The organism is Salinisphaera sp. S4-8 (genome assembly GCF_040361235.1).
GTDB lineage: Bacteria > Pseudomonadota > Gammaproteobacteria > Nevskiales > Salinisphaeraceae > Salinisphaera.
In genome coordinates, this window is sequence record NZ_APNF01000001.1 from 493,223 (window position 1) to 515,992 (window position 22,770).

Genomic DNA, 22,770 nt, shown 5'->3' on the forward strand with positions numbered 1-22,770 from the left:
ATTCAGTGGTTTGTCATCGCATGCGCGCTATGATTACGCCCTGCAACCGACGATCGAGGCCAGGTCGAAACATATGTTTTCCGCTCGCCGCCCGAACTTTTCGGCCGATATGGGTATCGGCCTGTCCATGACACGGTGGCCATGAAACTCGCGCGCCGCCGGCTTATTGTCATCGTGGTTGCCCTGAGCAGCGTACTCGCTGCGCAGATCGCCATGCTGACCCTGAGCTACGCTGCCGGCACGATCGCAATCCTGGCCATGAGTGGCCTGGCGATGATTTCGATTCTGGGTGTGATCGTACTGTGCTGGCATGCGCTCTACGACAGCGACCCGGATCGTGATAACGCGATCTCGCCGCTGATCAGCTGGCTGGACCAGTCCGATATCGTCGGCCAGCACGCCGCGCGACGCCCGCCCGCGCTCAGCGGTGTCGATGGCCGCCTGGCGGATGCGGTAGAAAACCTCGTACACCGCGTACAGCGTTACCGCGACAAGCTGCTGGTACGCCACCAGCGCGTACAACGGCTGTTACGCAATGTCACGGACGTGCTTTATCACACCGACCAGGATGGGCGTATCACCTGGGTCACCGATACCGTCACCGACATGCTCGGCTACCGGCCCGACGAGCTGGAAGGCCGTCTTCTGCGCGACCTGCTGGCCGATGCGGACGACGAGCGCACCCTGCTCGACAGTGCACAGCTGCATCGCCACCCCACCCGGGTCTATCGTCGCAACGGTGAAATCGCCTGGCTTTTGATCTCGTCGCGTCGTATCGACGATACTGCCGGTCGCGCCATCGGCAGCGAAGGCGTATGCCGCGACGGCACCCGACTGATCGAAACACAGCAGGCGCTCAACGAACACAAGGAACGCGCCCAGGTCACGCTCGCCTCGATCGGCGATGCCGTGATCACCACCGATGCCAGCGGCGCTGTGGACTATCTCAACCCGCGCGCCGAACAGATGCTGGCAGTACGTATGGACGCTGCGCTGGGCCGGCATTTCGACAAGATCTGCAATTTCGTCGACACCGAACGCAACGTGGCCGTCAACGGCCTGGTGCACAAATGCCTGGCCAGCGGCACGATGCAGGAGCACGACGAGGACCTCACCCTCTACGATCGCGCCCCCGAACAGACCGGCCACACCGTCAAGGTCACGATCGCCCCGATCCGTGACAGCGCCCACACCATCACCGGCACCGTGATCGTGTTGCACGACATCACGCGGCTGCAACAGATCTCGCGCGAGCTCGCCTATCAGGCCAACCACGATCTGATTACCGACCTGCCCAACCGACGCGCCTTCGAGCAACTGCTCGATCAGGCCCTGGCCGAAGTCGACGACAGGCACAGCCACGCGCTGTGCTATATCGATCTCGACCAATTCAAGCTGGTCAATGACACCTGCGGACATAACGCCGGCGACGAAATGCTGCGCCAGATCGCCGCACGCCTGGGCACCTGCATCCGCAACGACGATACGCTCGCACGCCTGGGCGGCGACGAATTCGGACTGATCATGCGCGATATGTCGATTATCGACGCGCAGGCCAAGGCCGAGGAACTGCGCACCGAAATCGATCGCTTTCGTTTTCGCTGGGACGAAAAGCTCTTTCGCCTGGGCGCCAGTGTGGGCGTGGCCTCGATCGATCGCGAGGCCATCGATGCCAACGAACTGTTACGCCGGGCCGATACCGCCTGCTATCTGGCCAAGGAAAAAGGCCGTAATCAGGTCTATGTCTACCACGGCGACAGCGACGAGACGCTCACCCGCCACGGCGACATGCAACGCATGCAGCAGATCAGCGAAGCGCTGGACAGCGACAGCTTCGAGTTGTTCGCCCAGTTCATTCAGCCGATCGATCGCCGCGAAAACCCGGGTTACGGCGTGGAATTGCTGCTGCGCGTTCGCGATACCGACGGCTCGGTTCTCTCGCCCCAGAATTTTCTGATTACCGCCGAGCGTTACAACATCGCCCCGCGTATCGACCGCTGGGTGCTGCGCCGTGCGATCGAGCTCATTACCCAGGCCGGCGAAGATCATGCCGCGATCGAGCATTACAGCATCAATATCTCCGGCCAGTCGATTACCGACGAACAGTTCGTGGACTATGCGCGCGGGCTGATCGAGGCCGCCAGCGTGGACCCGCACCGGCTGGTCTTCGAGATCACCGAAACCGCGGCGGTGACCAATACCCGCCGTGCCGGCGAGCTGATTCATTCGCTGCGGGCGCTGGGCTGTCGCTTTTCGCTGGATGATTTCGGCAGCGGGCTGAGCTCGTTTTCCTATCTCAAGAACCTGCCCTCGGACTTCATCAAGATCGACGGCAAGCTCGTCTCCAACATCCTCACTGATCCGGTCGAGCGCTCGATCGTCGAAGCGATCAATCAAGTCGGCCAGGCGATGGGCCTGCTCACCGTGGCCGAGCATGTGGAAACACGCGCCATGCTGGATGCCCTGCGCACCATCGGCGTGGACTATGCCCAGGGCTATCACGTAGCCCGGCCGATCCCCTTCGAAATGCTCTCCTCCGCACTCGGCACGCGCGAACGCGTGGTGCGCGCCCGCTGATCGAAGCGGCGGCGGGCATCCACGGCCCGCGGGTACGACGTAGTATCCTGATCATCGCAAATATCAACATGCCCATGACCATTTTCAAGCAACTGCTCGTGCTGCTCGCCCCCGGCCTGCTGGCTGCCTGCAGCCTCATGCCGCCCGCCGATTTTCCGGTCGCCGAACAGGTGGATATCGATCGCTACATGGGCAAGTGGTATGTCATCGCCCATATCCCGCCGAGTGCGACCGAGAACGCTTATAACTCGATCGAACGCTACGAACAGAGCGAACCCGGCACCATCGACACCACCTTCACCTATCGCGAGGGCGGTTTCGACGGCGAACGCAAGACCATGCACCCGGTCGGCAGCGTACTCGAGGGCACCAACAACGCCGTCTGGGCGATGCGTTTCTACTGGGTGCTGCGCATGCAGTACGTGATTTCCTATGTCGACGACGATTACCAGACCACGATCGTCGCCCGCGACAAGCGCGACTATGTCTGGATCATGGCGCGTACGCCGCAAATCGACGAGGCCACCTACGATTCGCTGGTCAAGAAAGTCGCCGACTACGGCTACGATATTTCCAAGCTGCGCAAGGTGCCCCAGCTGCCGCTCGATCAGCGCGACGACGGCTAGCGCCGCCGACAGCCACAACGCGTCCGGGCCGCACCGCTGGCGCCCGCCCGGACGGTCTGGAGCGATTTGAAAAACGACGCGACTCAAAGCGAGGCGCCGCGCGACGAATGGCGACGCCTGTCCGCGCTGTGGCCCTATCTGTGGGAACATCGGCTGCGCGTGGCAGCGGCCCTGGTGCTGCTTATCGGCGCCAAGGGCGCGACCGTGCTGCTGCCGATCGTACTCAAGCATATCGTCGATGCCCTGGATGCCAGCGAGACCGCACGCATCAGCCTGCCCGTGGTGCTGTTGCTGGCCTACGATGCGTTGCGTCTGGCCTCGGTGCTGTTCGGCCAGCTGCGTGATCTGGTCTTCGGCCGGGTGACCGAGCGCGCGATGCGGCGTATTGCGCTGACCGTGTTCGAGCATCTGCATGCCCTGGACATGGATTTTCATCTGTCGCGGCGCACCGGCGGCTTGTCGCGCGATATCGAACGCGGCATTGGCGGCATCAGCTTCCTGCTGCGCTTCATGCTGTTCAACATCATTCCCACGCTGCTCGAGATCGCGCTGGTGGCCGGCATTCTGCTGTTCTACTACAGCGCGTGGTTTGCCGTGATCGTGCTCGTAAGCGTTGTCATCTATATCGGCGCCACCGCCCTGCTCACGGAATGGCGCACCCGCCACGTGCGCGAATCCAACCGACTCGACGCCCGTGCGAATACGCGTGCGGTCGACAGTCTGCTCAACTACGAAACGGTCAAATACTTCGGCAACGAACGCTACGAGGCCGAACGCTATGACCGCGAACTGCGCGACTGGGAAGCCGCGCTGCGGCGCTCGCGTCTGTCGCTGGGCACGCTCAATACCATTCAGGCCACGGTAATCGCGATCGCCATTACCGCCATGATGCTGCTGGCCGGTTCGCGCGTGGTCTCCGGGCAGATGACCCTCGGCGATCTGGTCATGATCAATGCCTACATGATTCAGCTGTTCGTGCCCCTGAACTTCCTCGGCTTCGTTTATCGCGAACTCAAGAAATCACTGGCCGATACCGCGCGTATGTTCCGGCTGCTCGATGTCGAGGCCGGCGTCGATGACGCGCCCAACGCACACACGCTTGTTGCGACGCGTCCGCAGGTGCGCTTCGAGAACGTGCAGTTCGGCTACCAGGCCCAGCGCCAGATTCTGCGCGGCATCGATTTCACCATCGAACCCGGCAAAAAGCTGGCCGTGGTCGGTCAGTCCGGTGCCGGCAAATCCACACTCGCACGGCTTCTGTTTCGCTTCTACGATGTCGATGGCGGGCAAATCAGCGTGGACGGCCACGATATTCGCGATGTGACGCTGGCCAGCCTGCGCGATGCGATCGGCGTCGTGCCCCAGGATACGGTGCTGTTCAACGACACCATCGAATACAACATCGCCTATGGTCAGCCGGATGCGCCGCCCGCGGCGGTGGCTCGCGCGGCGCGCATGGCCCATCTGGACAGGCTGATCGAACGCCTGCCCGACGGTATGGACACGCTCGTGGGCGAGCGCGGGCTCAAGCTCTCCGGCGGCGAAAAACAGCGTATCGCCATCGCCCGGGCAATACTCAAGAACCCCGCGATCCTGATCTTCGACGAAGCCACGTCGTCACTCGACAGCCACGCCGAACAGGCGATCACCACCGCGCTCGCCGAACTGGCCGCCGATCACACCACGCTGGTGATCGCGCATCGGCTATCCACCGTGGTCGATACCGACGAAATCGTGGTCATGGACGATGGGCGGATCATCGAGCGCGGCCGGCATGCCGAGCTGCTCGCCGCCGACGGCCACTACGCAGCGATGTGGCGGCTACAACAGCGTGAATCGTCCTGACCGCACCCTTTGCTGCGGGTCAGTACGATTCGCGCCGACGAACGAGCAGACTGACCAGCGCCACCGCGGCCAGTACCGCCACCGCGGCCGAAAACCCGATACCCGCACTACGCAGGCCCAGCGTCTGGGCCGCCACACCGATGCCCACGACGGGAATCGAGATCGCGACATACAACACCACGAAAAATGTCGACGCCACTTCGCCGCGACGCTCGGGCGGACTGGCTGCGGTCACCGCCCCCATGCCCGCCCGAAACGCCACGCCCTGACCGATACCGGCCACGATCGCGCCGGCCACGAGCACCGCGAGCGACGACAGGATGATAGCCAGCGCTACCAGCGCGATCCCCACGATCAGACCGATACAGCCCAGCGGCAAACGCCACGCTTGCGGCAAACGCGCCTGACCGATCTGTCCCAGCGTCGAGGCGACGAACAAAACGAATACCACGAGGCCGGTCAGGGCATGGTTTTCATAGTGCAGGATCTTGCCCATGAACGCCGGCGCGATTGCGGTGAACAAACCGAGTACGGAAAAACCGGCAAAGCCGGCGATCGCAGCCGGTATGAATACGCCGCGTACTTGTGCCGGCACCTGCAACGACTGGATCCGCAGACGTACCCGGGCCGGACGGCGGGCTGTTTCGGGCACACATAGAATCGCGACAGCGGCCAGTACGATCAACACCAGATCCACGATGAAACACAGGCGCAACGGCGCCGGCAGATACTGCGACAACACGCCCGCGAACAGCGGCCCGAAACCCAGCCCGCCCATATTCGCAGCGGTGGCAATCAGCGTCGCGCTGCCCGCCCACGCCGCCGGCGCGAGTTCGACCACGGCCACGGTGGCCGTGCCCGTGAATATGCCGGCTGAGATACCCGAGAGCACGCGCCCGATCAGAAGCGCCGTGAGCCCGCCGCCCCAGAGAAAGGCACAGGCACTGGCGGCCGAAAAGATCAGCCCCAGCGCCAGCATCGGCCGGCGCCCCAGCTGGTCCGACCAGCTGCCGGTCACGATCAGCGCGCCAATCACACCGACCGCATAGGCCGCGAAGATCACGGTGATGATCAGCTGCGAAAAACCCAGTTCCGATTGATAGATGGGATAGAGCGGCGTCGGCAAGGTCGTGCCCATCATGGTCACGACGAAGGCAAACGCAGCGCCGAAAAACAGCGCAGCACGACGGTTCGACTCGGTCATTCAATCATCCTGAAATGTGCGAAAACCGGGCAGAATCGCCGCGGCCGGATCGCAAGAGAGCGATGGAGGCTAACAGGCTTCATCATGCACGCATATCGTTATCGTCGATCTCGAACCGTATCCGCGGAGCCGGGCGCTCGATACGATAAGAGCGCGCATAAAAAAGGCCCGGCGATGCCGGGCCTTGCACATCCATCGCCAAGAAGCGAAATCAGCTCTGTTCGAACCAGCCTTCGATCTGGTCGCCGTGGCTGTCGATATATTTCTGGATGGCTTCGTCGTAGCTCGTTTCCTGGGCCTCATACATGGCGGCCTGGAGTTCGTCGAGATCCAGCTTGTAGTTGCTCAAAAAGGTGGCAACTTCCGGATAGTCTTTCTTGAAGCCCTTGCGCGCGATCACGTCGACATGCTGCGCTTCGCCCAGCGTGCCTTTCGGATCGTCGAGAAAACGCAGGTCCCAACGGCCGAACATCCAGTGCGGCGTCCAGCCGGTGACCACGATCCATTCGTCGCGCTTCTCGGCACGGGCCAGCGCGGCGGTCATTGCGGCACCACTGGCCGACACCAGGCGATAGTCGTCGCCCAGATCGTAGGCTTCGATGGTCTTGTTCGACAGCTGCATCAGCCCGGCGCCGGGATCGATGCCCTGGATCTTGCCACCAAGCTTGTCCTGGACCTCGGCTTTTTTCAGATCCTCGATCGAGGCCAGCTGATCCTCGGGAATCGAGTTCGGCACCACCCAGCCTAAACGGGCGCCACCATAGATCGTGCCCATATCGACGACATCGTCCTTGACGCGTTTCATGTAGTCGGCATGGGTATCGGGCAGCCAGGCCATGAGCATGGCGTCGAGATCGCCATTGGCCACGCCCTGATACTGCACGCCGATGGCCGACAGCGTGAGCTTGACGTTGTAGTCGGTATGTTCCTCGATGACCTGCTTGGCCAGCTTGGTCACGAACTCGGCGTCCGACCAGGCAGTCCAGCCGAATTCGATCGTATCGTCGGCGGCCTGGGCGCTGCCCAGCGCGCCGAAGGTCAGGCCGGCCGCCATCGCGGCCGTGCCGAGCCAGTGCTTGAATGAATGCGTTTTCATCTTTTTGGTCTCCCTTCGAATGATCGATTGGCCGGCGCTACGCGTCCAGGCGCGCGCCCGGCCCTAGTGACTGCCCGCGCCCTCACCGCGCCCAAAGAAGGTCTTCAAGCGGGTGGCAATCGACGTGCGCTGGCGGCTGCGCTGGGCAAAGCTCTGGGTCAGGCGATCGAGGATGATCGCCAGGATCACCACCCCGAGGCCGCCTTCGAAGCCGGTGCCCAGACGCAACTGTTGAATCCCGGCAAGTACCGGATCGCCCAGCCCGCCGGCGCCGATCATCGACGCGATGACCACCATCGACAGCGCGAGCATGATGGTCTGGTTGATACCGGCCATGATCGAGGGCAGCGCCAGCGGCAATTCCACCTTGAACAGCAGCTGCAACGGGTTGCAGCCGAAGGCGCGCCCGGCCTCGACGTTTTCGGCCGGTACCTGACGAATGCCCAGATTCATCATGCGCACCGCGGGCGGCATGGAGAAGATGACGGTGGCGATCGTACCCGGCACGCGACCGGTGCCGAAAAAGATCACCGCCGGAATCAGATACACGAATGCCGGCAGCGTCTGCATGAAGTCGAGCACCGGGCGTACCGTGGCGGCCAGCAGTTCGCTTTTTGCCATCGCAACACCCAGGGGCAGGCCCACGCCGAGTGCTGCCAGCGTCGCCGCGATCACCAGCCCCAGCGTATCCATCGACTCGGCCCACAGGTCCATGCCGAGCACGACATACAGCCCCACGAGTACGAACAGGGCAAATCGCCAGCCCACGCGCCAGAGCGCGAGGATCGCGAGCACACCGAATACCAGCTGCGGCGGCAGGTAGTTGAAAAACGCGGTGAGATTGTCGGCAACGAAACTGATCGTATTGGCAACCGCAGTAAAAAACAGGTCGAAATGCGCCTGCATGAAATCGACCACCGCGGTGAAACCTTCACCGATCGGCAGATCGATCACGAACGCCTCCTTGAGCGTTTGCCAGAACGCGCCGATACCCGCTTGCAGACTCATCATGCGGCAGCCCCCTTGTCCGTACGATCGAGCGTGTGCAGCAGCGTCGCGCGTGAAATCGTGCCCTTGTAGCGACCGTTGTCATCGACCACCGGCACCGGATAAGGGCTTTCGGCCACCTGCGTCATGAGTTCGGTCAGCGGTGTATACGCTGCCACCGGCTGAATTTCGGCGATGAACGCATCCTCGATACGGCCGTCGTCACGCCGGCCCAGCCCGTCAATACAGGCCATGAGCGAATCGATGCTCACCACGCCTTGATACATGCGGCTGCGATCGTGGACCACCGCGGCCGAGCCGTCGTGCTCGCGCAGACGCTCGAGCGCGGCGCGCACGCTCACACCCGGACGTTCCATGACCGTGACCTGATCGCGCCGAGCGACGTCAGCGGCGGTAAACACATGGCTGACATCCACACCGCGAAAGAAGGAACGCACATATTCGTTGGCCGGCTCGCGCACGATCTCTTCGGGCGTGCCGACCTGGACCACCGTGCCCCCCTGCATGATCGCAATGCGATCGCCCACGCGCATGGCTTCGTCCAGATCGTGGGTAATGAACACCACCGTGCGCGCATGCTCGGACTGCAGGCGCAGCAATTCATCCTGCATCTCGGTACGAATCAACGGATCGAGTGCGGAAAACGCCTCGTCCATGAGCAGAATGCCGGGGTCGACCGCCAACGCACGGGCCAGGCCGACCCGCTGTTTCATGCCGCCCGAGAGTTCGTCGGGATAACTGTGCGCATTGGCCTTGAGGCCGACGGCGTCCAGCGCGGCGAGCGCTTTTTCATTGCGCTTGGCGCTGTCCACGCCCGCCACCGCCAGTCCAAAGGCGGTGTTTTCGAGCACGCTTTGATGGGGCATGAGCGCAAACGACTGAAACACCATGCTGATCTCGCGGCGACGCAACGCAATCAACTGCTTGCGCGTCATGCGCGTAATGTCCTGGCCGTCGATATGAATAGAGCCGGCGGTCGGCTCGATCAAGCGATTGAGCATACGCACGAGCGTGGACTTGCCGGAGCCGGACAGCCCCATGACCACGAAAATCTCGCCTTCGGCCACATCGAAACTGGCATCGGACACGCCAACCGTCATGCCGGTGGCGGCGAATATCTCGTCCTTGGTCTGTCCTTTTTCGATGCGTTCGAGCGCGCGTTTGGGATGCGCGCCAAAAACCTTATAGACGTGATCTACCGATAATTTAGTGCTCAAAGGCGTCCCCCCGACGCTCCCTGCGAAGCTGGCCCTACCCTAACGCAAGTTTCACACCATTGTCGCGCGACAGCCCCGACCCTATCGCTTGACCAGGGTCCGAATCCCGGCGCGCCGGCCGTGGTATTGCCCCGCTCACACGAGCCCTGGCATCGACGGGTGCGCCATGCGATGTGCGCGCCGGCATGACCCGTGCACCTGGTTGGTGCGCGCCCGCAACATACCGAACAGGTCGTCGTCGGGCGCTCGAATACGGCGGATTCGCTGGGTTACAGACTCGCCGGATTATTCGTCGAGTCGGCGCAGCCAGAAGGTCAGGCGCTTGTCGGTTTCCTGTGCTCCATCGATATCGCGCCAGCGGTAGGTCGCACAGATATCGTCGCGGCGCACGAAACCGCGCCGCTGCCAGAACGCATCCAGCGGCTGATAGTCGGCCGGGCGCAGCGGATGATCGGCCGGGCGCTGCACCGCACAGAAACAGGCATGGGAGAAATCGCCCGCCTGGCGTGCCCAGGCTTCGCGTTCGTCGAAAAAGCGATGCCCGAGTCCGTGGCCCCGGTAATCGCCCAGCAAAAGCGATTCGCCGAAATAGAACACCCGCGCCACATCGAAGCCGGCATCGGCGAGCGGCTTGCGAAATGCCGGCTCCTCGTCGGCCAGCGGCAAGGCCGTGGTCGCGCCGACGAGCCGCTGGCCTTCGTGTACGAGAAATGCCAGCGAGCGCGCTGAGTTCACATAGGTCGCCAGATAGTCGCGCTCGTAATCGAGATCGCCGTCGTAGAGATAAGGAAAATCGCGAAATACGCGAATACGCAGCTCGGCGAGGTCATCGACATGCGGCGCGATTTCACGGCCGCTCACGCGCATGAAAGACAGATCGGACATACGAACCAGACCGGCATGTTCGAATTCGAACACGAGTGTAGAACAGCGCTTGCGCGCCGCGCATCCCGCTTCCACGGCACAGCAGCGCGCGAGGTTCGAAGCCGTCAACAGTCGGTATGCGCGTCGTTGTGTGCGGCCTTTGCCTCGCGATCGAGCAAGGCGCGTTTTCGTGCCACGCCCCAACGATAGCCGGAGAGCGCGCCATCGGTGCGCACGACGCGATGACAGGGAATCGCTATCGCCAGCGTATTGCCCGCACAGGCACGCGCCACCGCGCGGGCAGCCGCGGGCGCGCCGATACGCGCTGCGATCTCGGCATAACTGGCGGTCTGCCCGCAGGGAATGCGTTGCAGCGCATGCCACACTCGCTGCTGAAAGACGGTGCCGCGGATATCCAGCGGCAGATCGAGCGCCTGTGCCGGGGCTTCGACAAAACCGACCACGGTGGCGACGTAGTCTTCGAACACGCCGTCACCGCCAATCAATTGCGCGCGGGCAAAACGCGCTTGTAGCGACTGAATCAGCCCCTCCGGATCGTCGCCCAGGCTGATTGAACAGATACCGCGTTCTGTACCCGCCACCAGAATGGTGCCTAGCGTCGTTTCGCCGAGCGCGAAACGAATCACCTGATCGGTACCGCCATTGCGATAGGCCGTCGGCGCCATGCCCAGCGCTTGATCGGCGTTTGCATAGAAATGCCCGCTCGATTCGTACCCGGCGCCAAATACGGCCTCGGTCACGTCCTGGCCGCTGGCGAGCGCTGTCTGCACCCGCCGCTCGCGACAGGCGATCGCATACTGACGCGGCGTCATGCCGATCGCATCCTTGAACACACGCTGAAAATGAAACCGGCTCAGGCCCGCGCGCTCGGCCAACACGGCCAGCGATGGCGCCTTGTCGCTGTCCTCGATGAAGCGACAGGCCTGGGCCACACGCTCGGTGTTGCGGGCTGCGCGCGAGCGTTGCTGCGGCTGGCAACGCTTGCAGGCACGAAACCCGGCCTGCTCGGCCTGGGCCGCATCGTCGAAAAAAAGCACGTTCTCGCGCCGCGGGGGGCGCGACGGGCAACTGGGCCGGCAATAGATGCCCGTGGTCTTGACCGCATAGAAGAAATCGCCGTCCGCGCGGGCATCATTGGCCAGCACGGCGGCCCAGCGGTGTGCGTGTGGCTGCTCGCTCATACCCGTTCCGCCTCGCTGTTGGATACGCCGAACCAATCTAGCGCGAACGCGGCTGCAAAACGTCTCGAAACTTGCGCTGTCATTCGCGACCGCGGCGCCCGGCACTCGCCAAGGCAAGTGCGCAAACCAGGTGGACGCGCTTTACAAGCGATTGCATCGCGGCGGCACGGCTACGCGCGAAACACGCATGGCGTATTCAACGCATCAGAACGCCGAACATTCAAGCAACGGGCAGGGGAAAAATGGTGGCCGGAGGTGCTACCAAATTGGGCACTAACTATATGTCTATGCTTGACTTTTATAATGCAGAAATAATTAGTACCGCCTCAAGGTACCGTCAATACATTTCCGCCAAGTGGCAAGCAAACCGCTCCGGATTATCCGTGCGTTGCGCCCCAATAGATTGTTCTTCGGAAGAGTCTCTCAGTACCGATGAGAGGAGCGGTCGCCACGTGCGCCCGCGCGAAACGCTGCGAAAACAACGATCGCACCTTGTTAAGGACGCCGCCACTTACCTATCAAACCATTAAAAGCAGCTGCTGCTAACGTCTCGATTAGGCGGTTTGGTAGTCGCCACGAGCCTCAAGGAGCCGAAGCTGCTCCGCAGGCTCTTCTGATGCATACACCACATCCCCCACATCTAATGAAGTTACCAACGCTTCGACCATCGAATTACGGTTATTTTCGCGCCCACCGACGTGATAAAAATGCTCTTGAGTCAAAATCTTGAATACGCCCCAGTGGGTATCAATATATTTATTTGACCTGAACTTATTATGATGCCACGTGGACAAAATAAATGAAGCACTCGACTGGTCTAGACTTTTAAATAAGGCTTCTTCGTTGTCCGAATCCCAAGCGTTGAAGTAATCAACGTGTCGATCAATGTAAGGCGGATCGCAATAAATAATGTCATCGTCACTCGCTTCAGCCACAGTATTCGAAAACTCTTGGCATTTAAACTCGAAGCTGTTGCGCGTAATAATTTCTTGTGCCGCAGCCACTTGGTTGACTATCTTCGTAACGTAAGCGCGCGCGAATCTTTTTGGCTTTTTACAGAAAGGGATATTAAATTCACCCTTTCTATTAAAGCGTATCATTCCGTTAAAGCCAGCCCGGTTTAGGAATAGAAAATCCAGCGGATCCTTTTTTTCGTTAAATCTTTTTCGAATAAAGTAGTAGTGGGAGTCGCCAGAGCTTCGAAGTTGTTCACCCTCGCGCTCAAGATAATCACGAACTATAGCTGGCGTAATGGCTCCTGACTGGATCGACTTGTAGAAGGCGACCAAGTGGGGATTCGTGTCGCATAGAAGTACGTTTCTGGGCGCGACGTTCAGTCCGACTACGCCTGTGCCCATGAAAGGCTCTATCCAGCGCCCCGAGAAGTCATCCGGGACCAAGCTTCGTATCCACGGCACCAACTTAGTCTTAATGCCTTGCGACTTAATGGGGGGAACTATTACTGGGTTAGTCATAAGCAAGCCTTCTCTTCTATATCCGTGCGCAAGGCCATACGGAATTGGCGGTAGTCTAAACGCTTCGCCCGAAAGCTTCAATCCTGTTTTGGGATATTCTAGCAACACCTTCAAACTTTGCGCAGCAAGACTAGCGGGAAAAATAAGTGCTCAAGGTTTTGTTGAAGCAGCGACGCCTCAGCCGCGGTATTACTCAGCAAGAACTAGCTCGCAAGCTAGGAAAACCTCAATCGTTTGTCTCTAAATATGAAAGCGGCGAGCGGCGGCTAGATGTCGAAGAATTTATCAATGTTTGTCTGGCGCTGCACGACTGTCCAGAAGAGCTAATTCGCATCTTGCGCCATAACCAAGCGAAGGAAGATAATGTCAACGAAGGATAAATTTGACGAGCTAATGGAGCGTTATGATAAAGATCAGGATTTATGCGGCGTCATCTCCTCAGGTAAAAATGTATACCCATTAGGGAGCGATACGAAGGTACTAAGCACTATTTTTGAGCTGTTCTCAAGACCTCTCGTCAAACACTTCGCAGATAAATATGGGTACGAAGTTATTGAGCCAGACAAACAAAATCACTACCCAGACTTCACCCTGCAACGAAACGCTTGTGACAGGGCAAAGATCGCTATCGACGTCAAAACCACTTATGTTATCGCGCCAACTGACAGATTCAGCTATACGCTAGGCGGATACACAAGTTTTATACGAAACAATACAAAGAACATTGTTTTTCCATTCAACCATTACAGCGAGCACTGGGTGCTTGGTTACGTTTACACCCGATCAGCTTTAAAAAAATCAGCAACCCATAAAGTCTATAAATTAGACGAAATAGATGAAATACCGCGACCATACCAAGATGTAGAGTGGTTCTTCCAAGAAAAGTGGCGCATCGCTGGAGACAAAGCAGGCTCGGGCAATACTACTAATATTGGAAGCATATACGGGTGCTTGGAAGACTTTCAGGCAGGCAACGGGCCATTTCGCAGTGAAGATGAATTTTTGGATTACTGGCGACACTATGAACGAACGGCCGAAGAGCGCGCCCGGAAATTTTCCCACGTGGAAGGTTACAGGCAATGGCTTAAGAGCTAGTTTTCCGCATCACCGGCAAATTAGCATCTCAGGCACACTGAATGGCCAACGTGAGCGGGCATCGACGCACCTGACTCCGCGCTAGCATCCTGGTATTCAACTAGCTCAAAGCCTTTGCATCCCAATAGTTTCGGACGCATCTGCTAGCACAACTCAACGAAGCCGAGCGTAGCCGAGCACGGCAGAGCCGAACCGAACGCGACCTCTATGGGGAAGGTGGTTATCTCCCCCGCGCGCGAGGCGCGCCTCTGCCGTGCTGGCTGGGCGTCTATCACAACTCGGCGATGCGCTCGGCCTCGTCGCGGGTCATGTCCGGCCCGCCTATTACCTTCTGAACGCGCGAGTAATCCGATCCGTCACTCGCACACGGCCCGCCGACGAGAATCCAAATCCTCGGCTGCCGCCTCAATGCTGGAATTAGGCGATCCGGGCGTAATTTTCCTTCTTCTGCACGACATACCTGATCGATCTCGCGCCGCATGTCGCGGCTTTTTTTAGGTATGAGAAAGTCGCCCTCTATCCCGCGCGACGTGCCTCGCTCGAACTGCGCATTCCAGTAACGATTGACGCGAGTTCTAGCGTCATCCCCCTCTATGATTACGAAGGTGCAGATGACCTTACCGCCTTCGACCTTCCGCGTCGGATAACGTCTCGATGAGCGCAGCTCCAACGCGGGGCTTGAACGACCGGGCGTCAGCATCGTGTGGTAGCCATCAAAGCGGGCGCAGTAGACTTCCGGCTCTAAGTCGGCATCGTCATCGTCCAGTGGATCATCGCCCGGCTCGTCTGCAATTCCCGGCCCGCTCTCCGCTGCTGAGCGGGAGGGAAACTCTATCGGATCGCCGTGCCGGTTATGCAGCGGCGCGCGCGGCTCCGCCTGCCACGTGTCAGAACGTAGAGTGCGCGGAGACTGGCCTCGATCGTCGAACGTAATCGGCTTGTCCAAGTCTTCGGCCCCGAACTCCTGCCCGTCGTCGTCTAAACCGCGGATATAACTGTCCCAATCTTCCGGGGCTTGGCTCGTATCCTCGATCGCTTGCGGCTCTTGCAGAGTGTTGTTGCCTGACACCGTTTTCCTCCTTTTTGGTTAGGCTGGGCCTCTTCGAAGGCCCAGCCCGAGATGCATAATTGATTTCGCTGCGGTCAGCTAGGCCGCGTTCTTAAGCCGTGACGGCCGTCGCGCGCTCCGGCGCAAAGCTCTGCGGATATGGGCCTGAGCGCTAGCGACCTCGGGGTAGACCCTCTGGACGGCTTCGGCCTGTTTCGTCGACAGGCCGGGGGTCACAGGCGCTCTGCCGCCGCATTTCGATGCTTCCGTAAGCCACGGACAAACCCGTTCGCCGTCGATATGCGTTCGCTGTCGCCATAATGGGTCGAGTGGACATACCGGGGCGTTGCAGCCCGCAAACCTCGTACAGTCCTGCGGCTGGATGCCGTGTTCACGATTCCGGGCGGAGCGGTCCTCCGCCGGGGCGTCATTCTCGATTAAAGGGGTGGGGGTGCCGTCGAGTTCGGCACTGTCATGTGACGAATCCATGATTGCGTCCTCGCATTGGCGGCGTGGTGCCGTGTGCGAATGCCGCTGTGCTGCGGCGCGCGTCTCCCGGTCGATGCCGGGGCCAGTCTTGGCGCTGGCGATGCCTTCAAGCTGCGCGGAAATACTCGATCCTCTCGTCAATCCATCGTTTTACCTCGCTCTCTACCCATGCCACGGCGCGCTTGCCAATGCTGACGGGTTTCGGGAATGGGTGCTGCTCGCTTTCCATTGCTCGATACAGGCTCGAATTGCTGCCGAAACCTGCAAGCTCGCGGACTTCGGCGCGGCGAATGAGTCGCATACTCTCGATTCCTCCTCGATTGTTGAAAGAACGCCTGCGGCTTCTTGGGCCGCGTTATTCAACTTATCAGCGAATAAAAGAGTGTCAAACACGGATTTTTAAGCCATTCCCACACAATTCCCACGAGGCGATTTTTACTTTTAACTTACTGATTATCAACAACCCTGCGGGGGTTAATAACCCTCAAATACTCGCATAGTTTGTTAGTAGGCGCGCGCAAAAACTGTTAGCTAAAAACTAATCGATTCTCGTCTAAAGTCATAGTTAGACGAGCGGGCTGACTGCGGGGATCAGTATTTTGTTTCGTTTCGCTATGTCTCTGGGGAAAGGAGACAGGCAATCAGGCGGGCGGGGTGAACGCGGAATAGCACGCAACGATCCACCCCGTATGGCTCCACGCTCAATCAAACCGGGGGCGGGGTCGCGTCGCGTCTAATCGCTGTCTAAAAAGAGCGTGCGATCTAATCGGTGGAGGCTAGCGCGCTGTCACACTCGTCTAACCTGTGTCACGTGACACGCGGCACGCCTCGGCCAGCCGCGCGGCACTGGCTTCGAGTTCGGCGAGCATCGCCAGCAGGTCGCCCGTGTGTACCTGTTCGCTCTGTGGTCGGGCGTCTGTGATCGACGCATCGGCCAGCAGGCTACCGAGCGCGGCCATGCCAGCGGATGCGATGCGCTGTACGTCGTCGGCGCGGCCTACGATAGCTTGGCGCTCGCTCGCCGGCTGCGCTTGCGCGTGCTCTGGCGAATGGATCAGGCCCGCGATACCGGGAAAGGCTGTGGTCTGCATTGCGTGTGTCTCGTCTCGTGCGAATGAGACAGGGACGCTATACCGCGCAAATGCCGGTTAACAAAGGATTAGCGCGCGTTAGTCATTCGCTAACGGGCGGCGGCGTGTAACGGCACGACCTTATCGGCCTTCCCCTCGCGGAGCCGATCCAGATAGTCCGCCCATGCCTGCATCATCTGGCGGCGCTCCGGTAGATGCTGGGCCTTGTTGTACGCGGCCCGTACCGCGTTGCCCTCGACGTGCGCTAGCTGGCGCTCAATAGCGTCCGGGTGCCAACCCTGCTCATTGAGCAACGTGCTCGCGATAGTGCGAAAGCCGTGTACGCTCATTTCTTCTCGCCCGAAGCCCATGCGTCGCAGCGCCGCTAATGGCGCGTTGTCGGTCATGGGCCGATCTGCGCTCCGCTCATTTGGAAACACGAGACGGCCTCGCCCAGTTAGCGGCTCGATCTCGCGGAACACGGCAATCGCCTGCTCTGGCAACGGCACGATATGCGCTCGCCCACCTTTCATCCTGTCGAGCGGTAGCCGCCACTCTGCGGCCTCTAGGTCGATCTCGCGCCATTCGGCTCCGCGTAGCTCTTTGCTACGAAGAAACAACATCGGCAATAGCTTGAGCACGCATCGCGTCTTGAGGTTGCCGTAATAACCGTCTATCGCCCGCAATAGACCGCCGATATCGGCCGGGTCTTGGAGGCTGGCGTGATTTTTCGACACCGGCTGCGGCAGTGCGCCCTTTAGGTCGGGGGTCGGGTCGCGCTGTGCGCGGCCTGACGCTAGCGCGTGGCAGAATACCTCGCTGCAAATGCCTTTCACACGCTTGGCGGTATCACGCCTGCCGGTATCCACGATGCGCCTGAGGCAATCCAGCATGACGGGTGGCGTGATGTCATCCATCCGCATGTCGCCGATGAACGGGAAGACGTGAATCTCAAAGCGGCGGATTTGCTTGTCAGCGTGGGCCACCGACCAGTTCGGCACTTGCTCGGCGTACCACTCGCGGGCTATCGCCTCGAACGTGTCTGCGCCGCGCTCTGTACGCTTGTGTGCCTTGCGCGCTTCCATCGGGTCGATGCCCTCGGTCAGCGTCGTGCGGGCCGCTTGGTGCGCCTCTCTCGCGTTCGCAAGCGTGGTATCCGGGTAGACGCCCAGCGCCATCGTCTTGCGCTTGCCGCCGAAGCGGTAGTCGAAGCGGAAATACTTCGCGCCGTTCGCGTTGACCTTAACGTAAAGCCCGCGCCCGTCCGGGAGCCTCGCGCCCGGCTTGGCGGTTTTGATCTGGCGATCTGTCAGCTTGTGCTTGCCTGCCATGACGGTATCCGCTCCCCTCGTCTGCCTGATACCGCCAGCCGCTACCGTCAATGCGACGGTATCTGACGGGATCAGTGGATTGCATGGAACAGAGCGAAGCAAAAAAAAGCCCGTCAACACAAGGCGTGTGGGACGGGCTGGACCGTATGGGTCTTTGTGTTGGTGGCCGGAGGTGGAATCGAACCACCGACACTGCGATTTTCAGTCGCATGCTCTACCAACTGAGCTATCCGGCCAGATCGTGGAATCCGATCTTGGAGAGCGCGTATTAAACCGATCCCGAGGCCTAACGTCAACCTCGGTCGCGCCCTTTCGGCCTATTGTTCGGGCGGCACGTAGTGCGTTTCGGCGGTCTGGCCGCTGCCAAAGAAATATTCTTCGGTTTGTTCCATCAGGAACTCGCGCGCTTTCGGATCGGCCAGGTGCAGGCCGTATTCATTGATCAGACGCGTCTGTTCGGTCATCCATTGCTGCCAGGCCTGCATCGAGACATTCTCGTGAATGCGTTTGCCGAGCTCGCCGGGTAGCGGCGGCCGCGGCAGGCCTTCGGCCTCTTTATCGAGTTTGACGCAGTGTACGGTATGGCTCATAGCGCTAGCGTGTGTTGCGGGCTGTCCAAAAGCTTGGCAATGGGCGCAGGCACGCCGGGGCGCGCACTGTCGGCAAACCATTGCCGCGAAGAATCCATGATACGTGTCGCATGCCGGCTATGCACCCGCGTGGCATGAATGCGCAGCTGAAAATGGGTAAACGCATGCTCGATGGGCGCAAGTTCTGTGATGTGCTCGACCGCCAGCCCGAATTGCGCCTGACACTGCTCGGCGATATCGGCGTCGAGCGCTACCTCCGGCAGGCTCCAGAGCCCGCCCCAGATACCGCTTGGCGGGCGTTTTTCCAGCAGTACCCGATTGTCGGCATCGGTTATCACCAGCACACGGGTTTCGCGTAGCGGGCGTTTGGCGCGTTTGCGCGGCGCCGGGATATGCGCCTGTCTGGCGCTGGCATAGGCTTGGCAGCGATCGGCCAGCGGGCAGCGCTGGCAGGCCGGCCGGGATCGGGTGCACAGGGTGGCGCCCAGATCCATGATCGCCTGCGTATAGTCGGTCACACGCGTACGCGGCGTATAGCGTTCGGCCAGTTGCCAGAGCGGTTTTTCATAGGCGGCCGTGCCGGGCGTGGCTTCCAGCGCGGCCAGCCGCGCGATCACCCGCTTGGCGTTGCCATCGAGTATGGGCGCCCAGACGCCAAACGCCTGGGCCACGATCGCCCCGGCGGTGGACCGCCCGATGCCGGGCAGGCGCATCAGCGATTCGACATCCTGCGGGAATTCGCCGCCATGTTCGGCCACCACGGCCTGTGCGGCGGCGTGCAGATTACGGGCACGCGCGTAATAGCCCAGCCCCGCCCAGTGCGCCATGACGTCGTCGCTGGGCGCCGCGGCGAGCGTGTACACATCGGGAAAGCGCGCCATGAAGGCGTTGAAATAATCGATGACCGTGGCCACCTGCGTCTGCTGGAGCATGATCTCGGCCACCCACACGCGATAGGCGCTGCGCGGATGCTGCCACGGCAGATCGTGGCGGCCATGCACGTCGAACCAGGCGAGCAGCGCATCGGCGATTGTGGCCGGCGCGCGCTCAGTCGCGGTCTGGGCGGTCGTTGTCATAGTCGCTGGCAAGCCGTTCGATGGATTGGCCGGTCACGCGCGCCTGGCGGCGCAGTTCCCGGGCGATCAGATAGGGGCCGATCAGTGGCGGCACCCAGAAATCGGGTTCGATCTCGGCTTCGAAGACCAGCCGGGTCGCGCCGCTGTCTTCGCTGCTGAAACGCCAGTCTGCGTGACCGGACTTGAGATCACCCGCGCCGGGCACGACCTGCATCGAGATCGCGTCCGGCGGCGTTTGCCGATAGCGCATGACCTGTTCGACCTGCTTGCAGATCAGGGCCACGCACAGACGAATGGTCGAACGCAGCCGGTCGCCGGGCAGGCGCTTGCTTTCGATGATGCTCGGATTGAATTCGGGCAGGCGTTCGTAATCGCTGGCCGCACGAAAGGCCTGGCGCTGGGCGATTGCAAGCTGCATGTCGGCGGTAATCGTATAGCGCGTATCGGCGCGTTCGACCTGCATGCGTTCGATGGTCACCGCCGGCGCGCTCGCGCTTATACATAGCGCGAGCGCGGCCAGCGCCTGGCACCTGCGTGCCCCGGCCTTACCGCTCGGAATCGTCGCTGCCTTGCGGCGCATCGGCATCCGATTGCGTACCGGCTTCGGCCTCGCTATCGGACTTGGCGGCTTTCTTGTTACCGCCAAACAGGCTGTTCAGGCCTTTTTCGATACGCGCGCGGGTGTCCTCGTCGACTTTCTTGCCGCGCTCTTCGAGCTTTTCGCGCACCTTGTCCTTGAGCTCGTCCTTTTCCTCGCGCAGGCGCTGTTCGGCCGCGCCGCGCAGCGCGCTTTTCACATCCAGGCTGTAGTTCGGCGACATCAGGTTGCCGGTGAGCTTGATCGGCACGCTCAAGCCCGCCAGTTCGCCGAGCTTGCCGGAGGCATTGTCGGGCACCTTGACCGCGACGGTGTAGTCGAGCGCGTTGTCGGCCAGGTCATAGCTGCCCGAACCGTCGGCCTCCAGTGCCGCGGTGGCCAGATTGAGATCCTTGCCGGCGAGCACGCCGTCGCTGACGTTGAACGACGCCGCGAAACGGTTGAATGGCGTTTTTTCTTCGCTGCCGACGCCATTGTCGACGTCCGCGCTCTTATCCCCGGCCAGCCGGGCACGTGCGCCAGCGATCACCTGGGCAAGATTGAAACCATTGAAGGCACCGTCGCGCAGATCGAAACTGAAACGGCCATTGAGGGCGCGCTTCATCGAGGCCACCTGCTTGCCGGCACTGGTGACATCCACGCTCATATTGGCCAATGCCGAGACGCGGTCGGTATCGGCCACGTCTTCGAGCAGCGGCTGGAACTGCAAGCCGTTGAGATTGCCCTTGAGGGCATAGCGCGGCGTATCCTTCGAGGCATCCACCCGGGCATTCACGCGCACGTTGCCATCGTAGAGATCGGCGGTGAGTGGCTCGATCGTCAGCACGCCGTCGCGCGCTGCGACTGTGAGTTCGGCCTGGGTGACCTCGATATTCGCGGCTGTCAACGAACCCGCGGAGAGCTGGCCGTTCAGGCGTAGATCCTTGAGCGCGGACAGATCGATCTCGGCGGCTTTCTGTTTTTCGCCGCCGCCGGTTTCGGCTGGCTGTTCGCTTTTCGCCTGCTCGGCGCTGCCCGGCGGCAGATAATCGTCGATATTGAGCTTGTCCAGATCGAGATCGAACGTGAACGCCGGCCGCTCGAAATTCTCGACCGCAGCCGTGCCCTTGAGCGAGCTGTCGTCGAGGGTTGCCAGGATCTGCTTGAACTCGGCGCGCTGACCGTTGACATCGAACTGGGCATCGAAACCAGCCGACGACAACGCGCCGGATTTCTGCGTGGCCGGCGCGTCGATGGCCAGCTCGTTCATGACCGCGCGCGGGTCGAAGCGTTTAACCGTGACCCGTCCGGCATAGGATGGCTTGTCGTTCAGACCTACGCCGTCGACACTGGCGGTGACGTTCAGACCCGCGCCCTGGAATGTCACCCCGGAGAGCTTGAGTCGGCCTTCCGCGGCATCGTATTCGCCGCTGCCGGACAGCGAGCCCTGCTGCTTGCCGTTGGGCACGGCCTCGCCAGTGGCCAGCACACTCAGGCTCAGATCGGAAAAGCGGTAGAACTGGTCGGCGATATTGGGCTCGACCCGCGAAACCAGATTGAAGTCGGCTTTCAGATCCTGCGCGGGTGCGGCCAGATCGCCGGAGAACTCGAGACGAACCGGCTGACCGTCGACGAGCCGGCCGGTGGCCAGCCGCACGCCGCTCAGACGATAGTCCGCACCCGTGGTGGCATCGCGCCAGGACACCGCAGCGTCCGAGATATCGATCGCGCCGATCTGTAGCGATTCCAGGGTAAAACCGCCCGGCGTACGCGTGCTGCGATCGACCTCGTCGGGGCTTTCGGTCTGCTCGGCCTGTTCGGCTTCGGCCTGGGTCTGACTCAGATGCTCGCTGATATCGGCCCAGTTGCTGCGCCCATCCGCATTGCGGGCCAGACGCAGGCGCAGGCCATTGAGACTGACCGTACCCACTTCGATATCGCGGGCGAGCAGTGGCAGCAGCTTGACGCTGATCTCGGCGGAGTTCATTTCGGCCATGGGCTTGTCGCCGAAGCCCTGGGCGTTGGCGACCTCGACCCGGCCGAGCTCCAGGCCCAACCAGGGGAAGACCGACAGGCCGATATCGCCGCTGATATTCACTTCGCGGCCAATCTGGCGTTCGATCGCGGCGTTGATCTGCGGCTTGTAATCGTTGGGGTCGAAGATCAGCGGCAAGGTGATCATCGCGACCACGACCAACACGACGAGCACGCCCAACACGGCAAGCAGAATCCGGACAAAACGTTTCATGCGGGCAAGGCCATACTGTAATTATCGAAGCGGCGCGCAATGCATCGCCGACCCGGCGGATGGACCACGCATACGCCGTGGCGTTCCTCGCGGACGATGGCGCCTTGGCTGCGTGCCGCGCAAGTCGCGTGC

At 61.0% G+C, this 22,770-nt stretch carries 20 protein-coding genes and 1 tRNA gene; 5 read left to right on the forward strand and 16 right to left on the reverse strand.

Translation table 11 applies throughout. The annotated features are described in order from the left end of the window. Positions 1–141: 141 nt before the first annotated feature. From S4A8_RS02275 to S4A8_RS02285, 3 genes are all read left to right on the forward strand, one after another. Positions 142–2,577, forward strand: a complete 2,436-nt coding sequence (locus S4A8_RS02275) for an EAL domain-containing protein (protein ID WP_353218862.1) — start codon at positions 142–144, stop codon at positions 2,575–2,577. 74 nt (positions 2,578–2,651) lie between these two features. Continuing rightward, positions 2,652–3,203 carry a lipocalin family protein gene (locus S4A8_RS02280; RefSeq protein WP_502950694.1) on the forward strand — a complete coding sequence of 184 codons (552 nt, stop codon included), beginning with the start codon at positions 2,652–2,654 and terminating at the stop codon, positions 3,201–3,203. A gap of 66 nt (positions 3,204–3,269) precedes the next feature. After that, the gene (locus S4A8_RS02285; protein WP_353218864.1) at positions 3,270–5,048 is read left to right on the forward strand and encodes an ABCB family ABC transporter ATP-binding protein/permease; all 1,779 of its coding nucleotides are present in this window, start codon (positions 3,270–3,272) and stop codon (positions 5,046–5,048) included. Positions 5,049–5,067: 19 nt separating this feature from the next. Here the strand turns inward: S4A8_RS02285 and S4A8_RS02290 are convergent, their stop codons facing one another. The 7 genes from S4A8_RS02290 to S4A8_RS02320 form a co-directional block, all read right to left on the reverse strand. Then, positions 5,068–6,252, reverse strand: a complete 1,185-nt coding sequence (locus S4A8_RS02290) for an MFS transporter (protein ID WP_353218865.1) — start codon at positions 6,250–6,252, stop codon at positions 5,068–5,070. 211 nt (positions 6,253–6,463) lie between these two features. Then, positions 6,464–7,348, reverse strand: coding sequence for a glycine betaine ABC transporter substrate-binding protein (locus S4A8_RS02295; RefSeq protein WP_353178832.1), 885 nt, complete (start codon positions 7,346–7,348; stop codon positions 6,464–6,466). 63 nt (positions 7,349–7,411) lie between these two features. Beyond that, on the reverse strand, positions 7,412–8,356 hold the full coding sequence (locus tag S4A8_RS02300) for an ABC transporter permease (protein ID WP_353218933.1): 945 nt from the start codon (positions 8,354–8,356) through the stop codon (positions 7,412–7,414). Further along, the gene (proV, locus tag S4A8_RS02305) at positions 8,356–9,573 is read right to left on the reverse strand and encodes a glycine betaine/L-proline ABC transporter ATP-binding protein ProV (RefSeq protein ID WP_353218866.1); all 1,218 of its coding nucleotides are present in this window, start codon (positions 9,571–9,573) and stop codon (positions 8,356–8,358) included. The genes S4A8_RS02300 and proV overlap by 1 nt, the downstream gene beginning before the upstream one ends. A 285-nt stretch (positions 9,574–9,858) precedes the next feature. After that, positions 9,859–10,458 (reverse strand): GNAT family N-acetyltransferase, encoded by a 600-nt coding sequence (locus S4A8_RS02310; RefSeq protein ID WP_353218867.1) that lies wholly within the window; start codon positions 10,456–10,458, stop codon positions 9,859–9,861. 104 nt (positions 10,459–10,562) lie between these two features. Then, positions 10,563–11,639, reverse strand: coding sequence for a bifunctional DNA-binding transcriptional regulator/O6-methylguanine-DNA methyltransferase Ada (gene ada / locus S4A8_RS02315; protein WP_353218868.1), 1,077 nt, complete (start codon positions 11,637–11,639; stop codon positions 10,563–10,565). Positions 11,640–12,193: 554 nt separating this feature from the next. Continuing rightward, entirely contained in the window at positions 12,194–13,114 is a 921-nt protein-coding gene (locus tag S4A8_RS02320) for a Dam family site-specific DNA-(adenine-N6)-methyltransferase (RefSeq protein WP_353218869.1), read from the reverse strand. A gap of 146 nt (positions 13,115–13,260) precedes the next feature. On the opposite strand from S4A8_RS02320, the gene S4A8_RS02325 reads away from it, so the two are divergent. Further along, positions 13,261–13,494: a helix-turn-helix domain-containing protein gene (locus S4A8_RS02325; RefSeq protein ID WP_353218870.1), complete on the forward strand. Its 234-nt coding sequence runs from the start codon at positions 13,261–13,263 to the stop codon at positions 13,492–13,494. Then, positions 13,478–14,209, forward strand: a complete 732-nt coding sequence (locus tag S4A8_RS02330) for a type II restriction endonuclease (protein WP_353218871.1) — start codon at positions 13,478–13,480, stop codon at positions 14,207–14,209. Before S4A8_RS02325 ends, S4A8_RS02330 begins: the two co-directional genes overlap by 17 nt. A gap of 271 nt (positions 14,210–14,480) precedes the next feature. Here the strand turns inward: S4A8_RS02330 and S4A8_RS02335 are convergent, their stop codons facing one another. The 9 genes from S4A8_RS02335 to S4A8_RS02375 all read right to left on the reverse strand — a co-directional run bounded on the left by S4A8_RS02335 (position 14,481) and on the right by S4A8_RS02375 (position 22,638). Further along, the gene (locus S4A8_RS02335; RefSeq protein ID WP_353218872.1) at positions 14,481–15,278 is read right to left on the reverse strand and encodes a hypothetical protein; all 798 of its coding nucleotides are present in this window, start codon (positions 15,276–15,278) and stop codon (positions 14,481–14,483) included. Positions 15,279–15,852: 574 nt separating this feature from the next. Then, the gene (locus S4A8_RS02340) at positions 15,853–16,047 is read right to left on the reverse strand and encodes a helix-turn-helix transcriptional regulator (RefSeq protein WP_353218873.1); all 195 of its coding nucleotides are present in this window, start codon (positions 16,045–16,047) and stop codon (positions 15,853–15,855) included. A gap of 496 nt (positions 16,048–16,543) precedes the next feature. After that, positions 16,544–16,837 (reverse strand): hypothetical protein, encoded by a 294-nt coding sequence (locus tag S4A8_RS02345; protein WP_353218874.1) that lies wholly within the window; start codon positions 16,835–16,837, stop codon positions 16,544–16,546. A gap of 89 nt (positions 16,838–16,926) precedes the next feature. Next, positions 16,927–18,147, reverse strand: a complete 1,221-nt coding sequence (locus S4A8_RS02350) for a tyrosine-type recombinase/integrase (protein WP_353218875.1) — start codon at positions 18,145–18,147, stop codon at positions 16,927–16,929. 160 nt (positions 18,148–18,307) lie between these two features. Then, positions 18,308–18,383, reverse strand: a tRNA-Phe gene (locus S4A8_RS02355). Positions 18,384–18,464: 81 nt separating this feature from the next. Then, a complete protein-coding gene (locus tag S4A8_RS02360) occupies positions 18,465–18,737 on the reverse strand; it encodes an oxidative damage protection protein (protein ID WP_353178838.1) in 273 nt (90 codons plus the stop codon). Further along, positions 18,734–19,813 carry an A/G-specific adenine glycosylase gene (mutY, locus tag S4A8_RS02365; protein WP_353218876.1) on the reverse strand — a complete coding sequence of 360 codons (1,080 nt, stop codon included), beginning with the start codon at positions 19,811–19,813 and terminating at the stop codon, positions 18,734–18,736. The genes S4A8_RS02360 and mutY overlap by 4 nt, the downstream gene beginning before the upstream one ends. Further along, complete coding sequence (locus tag S4A8_RS02370; RefSeq protein WP_353218877.1) at positions 19,785–20,393, reverse strand: SRPBCC family protein; 609 nt, start codon at positions 20,391–20,393, stop codon at positions 19,785–19,787. The genes mutY and S4A8_RS02370 overlap by 29 nt, the downstream gene beginning before the upstream one ends. Then, on the reverse strand, positions 20,359–22,638 hold the full coding sequence (locus S4A8_RS02375; protein WP_353178843.1) for an AsmA family protein: 2,280 nt from the start codon (positions 22,636–22,638) through the stop codon (positions 20,359–20,361). The genes S4A8_RS02370 and S4A8_RS02375 overlap by 35 nt, the downstream gene beginning before the upstream one ends. Between the last annotated feature and the right edge of the window lie 132 nt (positions 22,639–22,770).